The sequence below is a fragment of the Shewanella sp. ISTPL2 genome, assembly GCF_013283205.1.
In the GTDB taxonomy this organism is placed as follows: domain Bacteria; phylum Pseudomonadota; class Gammaproteobacteria; order Enterobacterales; family Shewanellaceae; genus Shewanella; species Shewanella oncorhynchi.
Genome location: NZ_JAAPAV010000001.1, coordinates 2,393,072 through 2,406,442, shown reverse-complemented (window position 1 = coordinate 2,406,442; position 13,371 = coordinate 2,393,072). Strand labels below are relative to the sequence as shown.

The following is a 13,371-nucleotide window of genomic DNA, read 5'->3' as shown; positions in this document are numbered from 1 at the left end:
CTGATGCAATAAAAAAGGAGCCGAGTTAAAAACTCGGCTCCTTTCGTTTTAGTGCTTGAAGCGGGAGCGATACTGACTAAAACAGCGCTATCTCTTATTGCAAGATAGTTTATTTCAAGCTCGTTCATTCAAGAACGCTTATTTCAGTTCGCCTATTTCAACATATCCAACTTCAAGCTTGCGATTAACGTATCGCATTCAAACAACACACTAAATGACTAGCTACTGGTCACAGGTTATTGCTCGAACACTAACTCGCCACCCGCACAACTGACCTTGATCGGTTTACCCGGTAACAAGTCACCACGCAGTAATTTCTGCGCCAGCGGGTTTTCGACTTCTTGCTGCAATGCCCGTTTCAACGGTCTTGCACCATACACAGGATCGAAACCAATTTCCGCAATCAGTGATAATGCGTCGTCGGTGATCTCCAATGTATAGTCCTTTTCAGCCAAACGTTGGCGTAAGGAAGCAATCTGTATCGAAGCAATACGCTTGATATTGGCAGCATCCAATGGATGGAACACCACAGATTCATCGATACGGTTTAAAAACTCGGGTCTGAAACTGTGAGTGACCACATTCATTACCGCCGCTTTCATCTCTGCATAGGTCACTTGACCAAATCCTTCTTGGATAATGTCGGAGCCTAAGTTCGAGGTCATGATAATCACTGTATTTCTAAAATCTACAGTACGACCTTGACCATCGGTTAAGCGTCCATCATCAAGCACTTGCAGTAAGATGTTAAACACATCGGGATGCGCTTTCTCGACTTCGTCGAGCAATATCACTGAATAAGGTTTGCGACGAACGGCTTCCGTTAAGTAACCGCCCTCTTCATAACCTACGTATCCAGGAGGCGCCCCCACTAAACGCGATACTGAGTGTTTCTCCATAAACTCAGACATATCAATGCGCACTAAAGCCGATTCGGTATCAAATAAGAACCTCGCCAGTGATTTACACAGCTCAGTTTTACCTACACCCGTTGGGCCTAAGAACAGGAACGAGCCAATCGGGCGATTTGGATCCGCCAGACCCGCGCGGCTACGACGAATCGCATTCGCAACCGCATCGACGGCTTCGTTTTGGCCGATCACTCGTTCATGCAGCGCCACTTCCATTTGCAGTAATTTTTCGCGCTCGCCTTCAAGCATTTTCGATACGGGTATTCCCGTCGCTTTCGACAATACTTCGGCGATTTCGAACTCAGTAACCTTGTTACGCAATAACGTCATGTCCTGCATTTCGGCTTGCGATGCCAAATCGAGCTGTTTTTCAAGCTCAGGAATACGACCGTATTGCAGCTCAGACATCCGAGTTAAATCACCCGCACGACGCGCCACTTCTAAGTCCATTCGAGCCTGTTCGAGATCGGCTTTTATGTGCTGAGTGCCCGCTAATGCGGCTTTTTCAGTACGCCAGATTTCGTTCAACTCTGAAGCTTTCGCTTCAACGTCACGTAATTCCTCTTGCAAATGATCAAGCCTGCGACGACTCGCCTCATCATTTTCTTTGGCTAACGCCTGCTCCTCCAGTTTGAGCTGGATAGCACGACGTTCAAGCCTGTCGAGTGACTCAGGTTTTGAATCCATCTGCATACGGATGCTTGATGCCGCTTCGTCGATCAAATCGATCGCTTTATCGGGCAACTTACGATCCGACACATAACGGTGCGACATGGTCGCTGCCGCCACTATCGCCGGATCGGTAATTTCCACATGGTGATGCAGCTCGTAACGTTCTTTCAGTCCACGCAAAATGGCGATGGTATCTTCAACGCTTGGTTCATCCACCAGCACTTTTTGGAAACGACGTTCAAGCGCCGCATCTTTTTCAATATACTGACGATACTCATCAAGTGTGGTCGCGCCCACACAGTGCAAGTCACCACGCGCTAACGCAGGTTTGAGCATGTTACCCGCATCCATTGCGCCTTCACCTTTACCGGCGCCGACCATAGTATGCAGTTCGTCGATGAAGAGGATCACTTGACCTTCTTCCTGCGCTAACTCATTCAATACCGCTTTTAAACGTTCTTCGAACTCACCGCGATATTTAGCGCCCGCAATCAATGAGCCCATATCGAGGGATAAGACACGCTTATTTTTAATGCCCTCGGGGACTTCACCATTAACGATACGCTGGGCAAGTCCTTCAACAATCGCCGTTTTACCCACACCCGGTTCACCGATAAGGACGGGGTTGTTTTTACTGCGACGTTGTAATACTTGGATCGTGCGGCGAATTTCATCGTCACGGCCGATCACAGGATCTAACTTGCCTTGTTCAGCTCGCTCGGTGAGATCGATAGTAAACTTCTTCAACGCTTGGCGTTGATCTTCAGCGTTCGGATCATCCACTTTTTGGCCGCCACGCATTTGTTCAATGGTTTGCTCCATCAACTCTTTGGTCGCGCCGGCTTTTTTCAACGCTTGCGCAAGAGCATCGACACCTTCTAACGCAGCTAATACAAATAATTCACTAGAGATATATTTGTCTTTACGCTTTTGCGCCAATTTATCGCACAGATTTAATAAACGGATTAAACCTTGGGATAATTGTACATCGCCGCCCGTACCTTCGACTTGAGGTAAGCGTTCCAGCTCTTGACTCAAGAGCGATCGCAGCGCACTCACTCGAATGCCAGCTTGGGTCAATAAGGGATGGATTGAACCTGAATCTTGGTTCAACAATGCCATCATCAAATGCAGCGGTTCAATAAACTGATGATCACGCCCAAGTGCGAGTGACTGGGCATCAGAGATGGCAAGCTGAAATTTATTGGTCATACGATCGAGTCGCATACAGCCTCCTAACACTCATATAGTAGAGATATGCCAATCCACAGGACATCTTGCCAATTTAGTGGCTTTAAAATCAGTACCGCTAATGGAGAGATCTAAATAGGATTGGTATTACATTTCGTTAGTTAAAAGATGGGGGCTATTTAGCCAAATTCAAGCGAATAACGCGCAAATAAATACAAACTGTAGGGGAATTAGCTTAAGACTTAAGCCAGATCAATGAAGCCATGCGTCCCGTCACCTTATCGCGACGATAAGAGAAGTAATCCGTGTCGCTGACTGTGCAGATATCTGCGCTATAAATATGGTTTATACCGAGTAAACTCAAGCGTAATTTAGCCAAGCCAATAATATCGGCAAGATACTTGTTACCACTTGGAATAAAACACACTGCAGACTGCGGATGTAAAGTACAAAAGGCTTGCTGTACTTCAACACCGACTTCAAATTTTTGTGGACCAATAGCCGGGCCGAGGTAGGCAATCAACTCATCCATAGGTGAACTAAACTGCGCCGCGGTGGCCTCAATCACGCCATCACATAAACCACGCCAACCGGCATGGGCTGCAGCCACTTCGGTTCCCGCTTGATTACACAACAACACAGGTAAACAATCGGCAGTCATTATAGCGCAAACTAGGCTCGCGGTTCGGCTGTAACAGGCATCGGCAATCGGTGTATCCACAGCAGGAGCTAAGCTCAGCGCATCTAAATTAAGCACATGAGTACCATGCACTTGCTCGAGCCAGACAGGCTCAGCGGTTAACGCTAATTGTTTGCAGAGTAATTCACGATTAGCCATCACCAACTCTGGCGCATCACCGACATGCAGTCCAAGATTCAGACTGTCATAAGGATGCACGCTCACACCGCCATGACGATTTGTCATAGCGATGCTGACATTAGCGGGAACAGGCCAATCGTGATGAAACACTTACAAATACTCGATCGGATGCTCGACTGTGTCTTGACGCAGTGCTTTCGTCAAAATCACCATGTCTTCAGGAATTGGCGCGTGCCAGCTCATGATTTCACAACTCACAGGGTGCGCTAATTCAAGACGCACAGCGTGCAGCGCTTGGCGCTTGAAGTTTTTCAGAATATCAAAAAACTCTGGGCTGGCCCATTTCGGCGGTTTTGGACGACCACCATACACAGGATCGCCCACTAATACGTGGCCAATGTATTCCATGTGCACACGAATTTGGTGAGTACGGCCAGATTCAAGGCGCAATCTTAGACGAGTGTGATTACGGAATTTTTCCGCCACACGATAATGCGTCACAGCTGGTTTACCTGAGTGATGCACCGCCATATGAGTACGTTTCGTTGGATGACGACCAATCGGCTCATCAACAGTACCGCCACCTGTCATAGTCCCCATCACAATCGCTTCGTATTCACGAGTGATTTCACGGGCCTGCAAGGCGGCCACTAAATGGGTTTGCGCTTCAACGGTTTTGGCTACAACCATTAAACCTGTAGTATCCTTGTCCAGACGGTGCACAATACCAGCACGTGGTACATGCTCAATATCGGGACAATGGTGCAATAGTGCATTCATCAAAGTGCCATCGGCATTGCCAGCACCAGGGTGAACCACGAGTCCCGCTTGCTTGTTGATCACAATAATGTCGTCATCTTCATAGACGATATCCAGATCAATGGCCTGTGCCGCTGCGTGAACTTCTTCTTCAAGAGTGGCATCTATGAGTATCTGTTGCAGCTCATAAACTTTCTCTCGGGGCTTATTAACGACAACGCCGTCAACATAAACTGCATCAGATAGGATCCATTCCTTGATGCGCGTGCGCGAGTAATCTGGGAACAACTCTGCTAGGGCCTGATCTAATCTCAGTCCAGTTTGTGTTGCCGAAATCTCGCTTTTTAGATTAATCTCTTGTGTCATAGGAACCGTATCCCCATTTAGGGGTCAAAAAATGTGTGCTATCTGTTACAATCGGATGTTTTCTATTTTATAGTGAAATGGAAAAATTCTTAACTACAACTTAAAAAGAATTGAATTCAAGTATGTATAAATTTTCCAAAGGCGTTACCTTAGTCCTATTTTCACTAGCGTTATCAGCCTGTAGCAGCAGCCCTGATGATAACGATATTGCCGCCAAAACGTCACCTGATGTACTTTATACTCAGGCAAGAACCTCTATGGAGCTTGGCAATTACTCTAAAGCTGTCCGTTCTTTGGAAGCGTTAGACTCACGCTTCCCCTTCGGACCTCACAAAACTCAAGTCCAGTTAGACCTGATATATGCTTACTATAAAATGGACGATGTCGCTTCTGGTATTGCGAACATAGACAGATTTATCCGTCTTAATCCAACTCATCCAGATGTAGACTACGTGTTCTATATGCGCGGTTTAGTGAACATGCAAGCCGACAATTACATGTTCCACGACATGCTTAATATCGACCGAACCGATCGTGACCCTAAAAATGCTCAAGATGCTTTCAAAGATTTTGATCGTCTTATCAAAACCTACCCTAACAGCAAATATGCCGCCGATGCGCAAAAACGCATGTTAGCGTTGAAGAATCGCTTAGCAAAATATTCAATTCAAGTTGCCGAGTATTATCTCAAGATGAATGCATGGAGCGCCGCAGCAATCCGAGCACAATCTGTAATGGAAACATACCCTGGCACCCCTTCAAATGAACGGGCATTAGAGATAATGATAGAAGCTTATGGCGAATTAGGTCAGAGCAAGCTGAAGCAAAACGTGCTCATGGTAATGCAAGCTAACTTCCCAAACAATGAAATCTTATCAAACTAACCGAGAATGCCCCTTTAATAGGGGCATTTTTTTGCTTGGTGACCCTAGATAAGCCATAAATAGATAACGCTAAGTTCTCAGTGTGGATAGTGGTTTGGCTATTTTTACATTCTCAATACCAACACAAATGACACTTTCGTGTAAATCTTATCCAACTGAGTCACTTTTTCCGTTATTTAGTAAAAATCTATTGACTCAAAACCCGAAAAGCCTTTAAATTGCGCCCGTCGCCCGAATAGCTCAGTCGGTAGAGCAGAGGATTGAAAATCCTCGTGTCCCTGGTTCGATTCCGGGTTCGGGCACCATCTTTAAATGAGTTGCGATAGCGACTTATTTTAGAGAACTGCGATAGGTACAGTGCAGGTGTGGTGGAATTGGTAGACACGCCAGCTTCAGGTGCTGGTGCTCGCAAGGGCGTGGAGGTTCAAGTCCTCTCACCTGTACCAAATTGCAGTTCAAAAGTTAAGATTCACAGTGTTAAGATTGTCAATTCGATGAAATATCGAATAGCCATGCAGATGTGGTGGAATTGGTAGACACGCCAGCTTCAGGTGCTGGTGCTCGCAAGGGCGTGGAGGTTCAAGTCCTCTCATCTGTACCAACATTTAAACCTCGCCAAGCGAGGTTTTTTTGTATCTAAAGCAAAATAAATTTTCTGTAACTCTCCCCTCTTTCCTCAGATTTGCTATACCTATTGTTACAGACTCATCATAGGGATAGATAGAGTTCTGCCTAAAGGACTCTTTAGTTCACTGAGGCTATCCATATGAACGGTTTACAAATAAAACAAAAAATGTTTATCGGCATTCTGGTTCCCCTTGTAATGCTAATGACGATTGGCTTTCTCGCCATTAATATGATGGGTAAAATTGAATCGGGTGTTGAACGTATCTATGGCGATAGAGTTGTGCCACTAGACGATTTAAAAGTGATTGCTGATAAATACGCGGTCGATGTTATCGATGCGGTCAATAAGGCGAACGCGGGTGGTTTCACCGCCTCTCAAGCAGCTGAAGCGCTAGACAGTGCCAAATCTACCATTACCCAGCATTGGCAAAAATACTTAGCCACTGAACTTACCTCAGAAGAATCCCGACTCGTAAAACAAGCCGAAGTGCTGTTCTCACCCGCAAATCAACAGATTGACACTCTGGTCTCACGCTTAAGAGGATTAAATGGCGATGTATCAAGCCAATTATCGGCCAATATCCTGCCGCTTTACCAAGTAATAGACCCCATCAGTAACCAAATATCTGAACTGATTGCACTGCAAATTCGCGTGGCAGGCGAAGAAAAAGATCGTGTGAATGCCATTTACCAATCTTCAATCACTATTTTTGTAGCATTAGCCTGTGCCGCCATGATTATCAGTATTGTGATTGGGCTCTGGGTCAATCGCAGCGTGATGAATCCTATTAATGACATTCTCAGTAAACTTAAGCTGATCCATCAAGACTCAGATCTTACCGTCAAATTCACTACTTTTAATCACGATGAGCTAGGACAAATATCCACTAGCCTCACCCAAGTTATTGAACACTTGCGGGGCATTCTTCATTCAATTGCCGAAGCGGCAAATACCGTTAATAGTTCAGCAAATGAGTTAAGTAGCTTCACGCAGGCAACCAATAAACGTATGCAACAGCAGCAAGCCGAAACGGAGCAAACTGCAACGGCCATGAATGAGATGACGGCAACGGTCGCAGAAGTCGCCCAAAGCGCATCTGCGGCGGCAGATTCAGCCAAAGATGCCGACACCTATGCAGCCAATGGCAATAATATTGTGATGCAATCGATTAGCAGTATGTCGCAATTATCTGATCAAATTCAAAAAACGGCACAAGTCATTGGATTTCTGTCTAATGAGAGCCAAAATATCGGCCGCGTACTCGATGTGATAAAAAGCATTGCCGAGCAAACCAATCTATTGGCATTAAATGCCGCCATTGAAGCGGCCCGCGCGGGGGAACAAGGCCGCGGCTTTGCAGTCGTTGCGGATGAAGTGCGGACCCTTGCGCAGCGCACCCAAAAGTCTACCCAAGAAATTGAGGCCATGATTGCCACACTACAACAAGGCGTTAAAGAAGCAGTTAACGCTATGGAAATAGGTATAAATCAAGTAGATGATGCTAATGATAAAGCTAATCAAGCAGGCCAAGCACTGAAAGAAATCGTCTCCTCAGTAGATAGCATCACAGAACTTAATACTCATATTGCGACCGCTGCCGAAGAACAAAGTAGCGTTGCCGAAAGCATTAATCGCAGTATTATTGCCATCAGCGATATTGCCGAACATTCCACCGCATCGGCGGCTGAATTAAGTGAATCTGTGGTTAATTTAACTAAACTCGCCAACAGTATGCGCAATCAAGTGAGTGCATTTAAACTATAAGTCAAAAAACCACACTATGACTGCAATAAGCTTTGCTGTTGCAGTTAACCTCCCTTAAACCATCTGTAATGTATTGAAATAATAAATTTATTTATCATTCCCCTATCTCATATCCGCTTTGATAAAGCACTTCAAATGACCTTAATCACGCTTGTCGGTAGCACGAATTGCGATCATCACTATTGATCCAAATCAAATAGATCTTTAAACTTATTTAACATTCATAATATTTGCACGTTAAGGAGTTTCTATGTTGGACAGCCGTACAATCCAAGTTATCAAGAGCACTATCCCCTTACTCGAATCCGCAGGCCCTGCGCTGACGATCCATTTTTATGAACGTATGTTCAAACATAATCCTGAACTAAAAGATGTATTTAACTTGGCACACCAGCATTCTGGTGGCCAGCCTGTTGCCCTATTCAACGCCGTCGCGGCTTATGCTAAAAATATTGAAAACTTAGCGGTGCTAAGTTCGACTGTCGAGCGCATTGCCCAAAAACATACAGGCTTTCTGATCAAGCCTGAGCAATATGCGATCGTCGGCAGCCACTTATTGGCCACCCTTAAAGAGTTAGGCGGTGATGCAGTAACAGAAGAAGTATTAGAAGCTTGGGCGCAGGCCTATGGATTTTTAGCAGATATGTTTATTCAACGAGAAGCTCAAATTTATCAGTCAAATGCAGAACAAGATGGCGGTTGGTTGGGTGAGCGTCAGTTTATTATTAGCGCGAAAAAGACAGAGTCCACAGTCATTACCTCCTTCATATTGACGCCCGAAGATGGTAAACCAGTTAAAGATTTCATTCCCGGTCAGTACTTAAGTTTGAAGCTAAAACATCCCAATTTAGCATATGAAGAAATCCGCCAATATTCCCTATCCGATGCACCGAATGGCAACAGCTACCGCATCAGTGTGAAACGTGAATTAGGTGGCCAAGTGTCTAATCTGCTACACGATACCATGCATATCGGTGACAAAATTGCAGTTATGCCGCCGGCGGGAGATTTTATCTTAGAAGTTGGGGCGGACATCCCCGTAGTGCTCATTTCGGCAGGAGTGGGTCAAACACCGATGAAAAGCATGTTGAATCAATTGATCAAGTTGCAACATCCAAGTGCTATTACTTGGCTACATGCCTGTGAGCAAGGTGATGTACATGGTTTCAAACAGGCTATTCACACCAAGCGCCAGCAACATCAAAATCTGAAGAGCCATGTTTGGTATCGCAAGCCGAGTTCAACCGATGTGGTAGGTACAGATTATGATTTCGAAGGACAAATGGAATTAAGCAAAGTCGCAGATCAACTGCTTCCCCATGCACGTTACTATTTCTGCGGGCCTATTGGATTTATGTCAGCCATCAAGCAACAATTACTCGTTCTGGGTGTCTCAGCTGAAAACATGCACTATGAAGTATTCGGCCCCCACGCCGATCTCTAATCCCATGTCACGGGCTTGGGACACTTGACTCTCAAGTCCATTTTTATATTTAGAATCCGCAGAATAATGGCTAATAAATTGAAGTGCTCTATGTCTCTAAGCTACCGGTTTACAGCGGATAGAAGCCACTTCTGCGGCAGTCAGCATACGACTTTCGCCCGACGCCAGAGCTTCATCCAACACAATATCACCTATTGATAATCTATGTAGACCAACAACTGGGTTTCGAAAGCGACCAAACATCCGCTTAATTTGATGGTACTTACCTTCCTTTAAAGTCACTTCAGCAACATGATCAGCAAGGATCACCAATTTAGCAGGCTGAGTCATTATATCTTCAAAGCTGAAATACATACCTTCGGCAAATGCGGCGATATATTCTTCAGTTAATGGATTAGCTAAGGTGACGCGATACACTTTATCGACCTTATACGTCGGTGACATTAGTGCATCAGACCAGCGGCTGTCATTGGTCAGTAATAACAAACCCGAAGAATTTAAATCTAGTCTACCCGCGATATGTAACTCATCACGGGCTTCGCAATCGAGCAAATCCATCACGGTTTTATGCTGAGTATCTTTAGTCGCGCTCACCACGCCAATCGGCTTATGCAACATCAAATAAACTGGCGTGTTGGCCTGTAATATTTGCCCATCGAGTTGGATGTGAGAAAACTCATCCACTTGCCTATCCATGTCCTTCACTATCAATCCATCAACGCGTACTCGGCCCAAGAGTAACAGTTCACGTACCGCTTTACGGTGAGTGTGTAACTGGGTACAGAGATAACGATCGAGTCGGCCGCGCTTAGACTGCATAACACCACAAATGACGAAATATGAATGGGATAGCCATTCTAGCAGGATGCGAGTTCAGGTCATAGCGAGCCAATACAGTAAGCATCACAGAGCTTATTTAGAGCAAAATTAGATCAAACTAGGCAAAATTTGTTAAGCTAGGCGTTCAATTCATCTTATTGTGAGTGGTTACCGCATCAAAAACTTATCTGCAAGTCCCGTTATGATACGTTCGAACCTGCTATTTTTAGCCTTGTTTTTAGTGATACTCGCGAGCTCATTCTTCACTCAAGCGAGCGATGCAGTTAATCCCCCTGAAGTGCCTCAACCTTTCGCCATCCATGATAAACCGCTGATAGAGCGCTACGTCTTCGATGAACTCAAATCTCTCAGATACGATCAACAGGATCTTGAGCGGCGCCTCACCATAGATATCACAGATCGCGAACTGGCCGTTGCCGACAAGTCGATGAATTACGCCAATGTCACTGTCACTTACTTCTTTTATATGATCGCCGGCGTCGCCTCTTTAGTCGCCTTTATCGGCTGGCAATCCCTACGGGAAATCAAGACACATACCGCCAAACTGGCCGCGAATCAGCTACAGAGTATTGCCGAACAATACGAAGAAAAGTTCAAATTACTCGAGCAAGAACTCAAGCATAAGAGCCGTACTATCACAGATAATAATCGTGAAATAGAAGTGATTAATGAAATTCATAATCTGTGGCTACGCGCCCAAAGTGCCCAGACACCCGAACAAAAAATTGAAGTCTACGATGAAATCCTCACGATTCGACCTGGAGACTTGGAAGCGCTGACCTACAAGGCCGATGCCGCAATGGAAATGCGCGAATTTAATTGGGCACAAAGCCTATGTAATCGTGTTTTGGAAGTTGACCCAACGAACGCCCATGCTTTTTATCAAAGAGCCTGCGCCTTTGCGTGTTTAGGTGTTGAAGATAGGGCAATTTCTGATTTGGAACGCGCCATCCATAACAGCGCATCCTTCAAAGAGCTAGCGTTGGATGAAGCTGATTTCTCACAACTTAAAGGGCATCCTCGTTTCGAAACCTTATTGGCCTATCACGAACCTGATAAGCCCTAAGCTCCTAAGTTTAAGCCCAGAACGAATGCTTAATATGTAGCGTTAGCTTTCAGTGACGTTTTATCCCACAGATAAAACGCCTCAAGCAAACAACTTAAGTGCACTACTAGGCTATCGTCGCAACTTTAATTACCGCAATCTTATATGCACAGCGGCGAGCACCTTCGATGATATGTTCTTCGCGGCTCACCACGGCAATATCAGCGAATAACTGCTGAAAAAGTTGCAACTCAGAGCGGCAAAAGTTCAAACACTTAGTCGCTGCAGCGCAGATTGGACAATGATTTTCGAGTAAAAAATACACACCATCGATGTGTTCTATGGTCGCCATATAACCTTCGTTCGAGCGTAATTTCGCAAGTATGGCCAAACGTGTCGGAATATCAGTAGCACCTTCCATTGCCGCACGATATTGGACTAACGCACTTTGCTCCCTGTGACCGATAAGCTTATCCAAGCCTTGGTCGCCAAAGATCATTTTTACCGAGTCAATCAACTGTACCGTCAATTCCTCATGGCGATCGGCAAAGTGAGTACGGCTTTGTTCAGTCAATCCCCAGTAACGTGTTGGGCGACCGCGGCCTTCAACTCGATCCTCAATATCCACATCGCCCATATCTTCCAAAGCTTGCAGATGTTGACGCACCCCCATAGTCGTTAACGCCAATTCCTCCGCTAAGGTTTTAGCAGTAAGCGGGCCATGCAACTTGAGTAATTGAATAATCTTATCAGTAGTTTTCATTGAGTCTCCCCGATTTCAGCCGAAGCATTATCTCCCAATCTCCGTAGCTTTAACAGATTAAATAAACTTTTTTATTTACTTTATCCTTTACAATATTAAATAAAGCAATTACCTTACAAATAATTTATAAACAAATAGGTTTACTTAATGAAATTACTCATCATCAGCACCAGCCAAAGACCCGATTCACAAAGTGCTAAAGTCGGTCGTTATATCGCGGAAAGCAGTTTCTCATCTCCCCACAACATGGGTTACGACACGATACATCACTTAGAACTATGCCTGTTTAATCTGCCCTTTTGGGATGGAGAAGAAGACAACAAAGGTGAACACTGGCCCGAAATAGAACACAGAGTCGATGAAGCCGATGCGCTAGTGCTGATCACCCCGGAATGGGGCGGCATGGCATCACCATTACTGAAGAACTTTTTGTTGATGTGTACTCGCGAAGAAACCGCCCATAAACCCGCCTTATTAGTTTCAATATCGGATGGTATTAGCGGTACCTACCCTATCGTTGAAGTGAAGATGAATGCCCTTAAAAACAATAAATTAGTGCCCATACCCGATCACTTAATCATCCGCAATGTCAGCCATGTACTCAATTCAATCCCTGAGAGTGCCCGCGATATCGCGCTTAGGGAAAGAGTGCAATACAGCTTATATATGCTGCATCAATACGCCCAAGCATTAGCCCCCATTCGTGAACAACATGCCAATCAAGCGTACCCAAAACAGCAGGAATACTGTTACGGTATGTAAGCGGCTTGAGATTTTAACCACCAGCAACAGACTAAAATCATTACAAGGAACGCATTATGATTCATTTAGAGCATATCAATTTAGTGGTAGACGACATCCCCGCAGCACTGCGCTTTTATCAAGCGGCTTTCCCCCATTGGCGTGTTCGCGGTGGCGATAAAGGCACTTGGTACGGCAAACCCCGTAATTGGATTCATTTTGGCGATGATTATCAATACATTGCTTTTAGTGACAATGGTGAAGGTGAAAACCGCGATTTGGCAGGTCATCAAATTGGACTGGCGCATTTTGCCTTTGTGACCGACAACTTAGATGCTGTGATAGCAAGACTGACCCAAGCAGGTTTCCCTATTGCCAAAGATGGCATGGAAGATCCCTATCGACGCAATATTTACTTCTTCGATGCCCATGGCTTTGAAGTGGAATTTGTGGAGTATTTAACTGATATTCCAACGGAACGAAATCGCTATTAGCGTAAATCGGTTATTAGCGAGAAGTTGCCAGCTGCAGCTGCTAACCGCG

The 13,371-nt window shown here is 45.1% G+C and carries 11 protein-coding genes and 3 tRNA genes; 9 read left to right on the top strand and 5 right to left on the bottom strand.

Translation table 11 applies throughout. The features are described 5' to 3' along the window. Nucleotides 1-236: 236 nt before the first annotated feature. The 3 genes from clpB to rluD all read right to left on the bottom strand — a co-directional run bounded on the left by clpB (nt 237) and on the right by rluD (nt 4,719). On the bottom strand, nt 237-2,810 hold the full coding sequence (gene clpB / locus HUB64_RS10665; protein WP_173246329.1) for an ATP-dependent chaperone ClpB: 2,574 nt from the start codon (nt 2,808-2,810) through the stop codon (nt 237-239). Nucleotides 2,811-3,009: 199 nt separating this feature from the next. Further along, a complete protein-coding gene (pgeF, locus tag HUB64_RS10660) occupies nt 3,010-3,744 on the bottom strand; it encodes a peptidoglycan editing factor PgeF (protein WP_173496966.1) in 735 nt (244 codons plus the stop codon). Then, nucleotides 3,745-4,719 (bottom strand): 23S rRNA pseudouridine(1911/1915/1917) synthase RluD, encoded by a 975-nt coding sequence (gene rluD, locus HUB64_RS10655; protein ID WP_105249966.1) that lies wholly within the window; start codon nt 4,717-4,719, stop codon nt 3,745-3,747. Between the two features lie 122 nt (nt 4,720-4,841). Between rluD and HUB64_RS10650 the strand changes: the two genes are divergently transcribed. The 6 genes from HUB64_RS10650 (at nt 4,842) to hmpA (ending at nt 9,439) form a co-directional block, all read left to right on the top strand. Continuing rightward, on the top strand, nt 4,842-5,603 hold the full coding sequence (locus tag HUB64_RS10650) for an outer membrane protein assembly factor BamD (RefSeq protein ID WP_105249967.1): 762 nt from the start codon (nt 4,842-4,844) through the stop codon (nt 5,601-5,603). A 229-nt stretch (nt 5,604-5,832) separates the two neighbouring features. Then, nucleotides 5,833-5,908, top strand: a tRNA-Phe gene (locus HUB64_RS10645). 54 nt (nt 5,909-5,962) lie between these two features. Beyond that, nucleotides 5,963-6,049 (top strand) — tRNA-Leu (locus tag HUB64_RS10640). A gap of 68 nt (nt 6,050-6,117) precedes the next feature. Continuing rightward, a tRNA-Leu gene (locus tag HUB64_RS10635) sits at nt 6,118-6,204 on the top strand. 165 nt (nt 6,205-6,369) lie between these two features. After that, nucleotides 6,370-7,995: a methyl-accepting chemotaxis protein gene (locus HUB64_RS10630; protein ID WP_173496965.1), complete on the top strand. Its 1,626-nt coding sequence runs from the start codon at nt 6,370-6,372 to the stop codon at nt 7,993-7,995. Nucleotides 7,996-8,245: 250 nt separating this feature from the next. After that, nucleotides 8,246-9,439 carry an NO-inducible flavohemoprotein gene (hmpA, locus tag HUB64_RS10625; RefSeq protein ID WP_173496964.1) on the top strand — a complete coding sequence of 398 codons (1,194 nt, stop codon included), beginning with the start codon at nt 8,246-8,248 and terminating at the stop codon, nt 9,437-9,439. 96 nt (nt 9,440-9,535) lie between these two features. Here the strand turns inward: hmpA and HUB64_RS10620 are convergent, their stop codons facing one another. Further along, the gene (locus HUB64_RS10620; RefSeq protein WP_173496963.1) at nt 9,536-10,258 is read right to left on the bottom strand and encodes a pseudouridine synthase; all 723 of its coding nucleotides are present in this window, start codon (nt 10,256-10,258) and stop codon (nt 9,536-9,538) included. A 160-nt stretch (nt 10,259-10,418) separates the two neighbouring features. Between HUB64_RS10620 and HUB64_RS10615 the strand changes: the two genes are divergently transcribed. Then, entirely contained in the window at nt 10,419-11,345 is a 927-nt protein-coding gene (locus HUB64_RS10615) for a hypothetical protein (protein WP_173496962.1), read from the top strand. Nucleotides 11,346-11,451: 106 nt separating this feature from the next. Here HUB64_RS10615 and HUB64_RS10610 read toward each other — a convergent pair whose 3' ends face one another. Beyond that, nucleotides 11,452-12,087, bottom strand: a complete 636-nt coding sequence (locus HUB64_RS10610; RefSeq protein WP_173496961.1) for a metalloregulator ArsR/SmtB family transcription factor — start codon at nt 12,085-12,087, stop codon at nt 11,452-11,454. Between the two features lie 147 nt (nt 12,088-12,234). On the opposite strand from HUB64_RS10610, the gene HUB64_RS10605 reads away from it, so the two are divergent. Further along, nucleotides 12,235-12,849 carry an NADPH-dependent FMN reductase gene (locus HUB64_RS10605; RefSeq protein ID WP_173496960.1) on the top strand — a complete coding sequence of 205 codons (615 nt, stop codon included), beginning with the start codon at nt 12,235-12,237 and terminating at the stop codon, nt 12,847-12,849. Nucleotides 12,850-12,905: 56 nt separating this feature from the next. Beyond that, a complete protein-coding gene (locus HUB64_RS10600) occupies nt 12,906-13,322 on the top strand; it encodes a VOC family protein (protein ID WP_028759264.1) in 417 nt (138 codons plus the stop codon). Nucleotides 13,323-13,371: the final 49 nt, after the last annotated feature.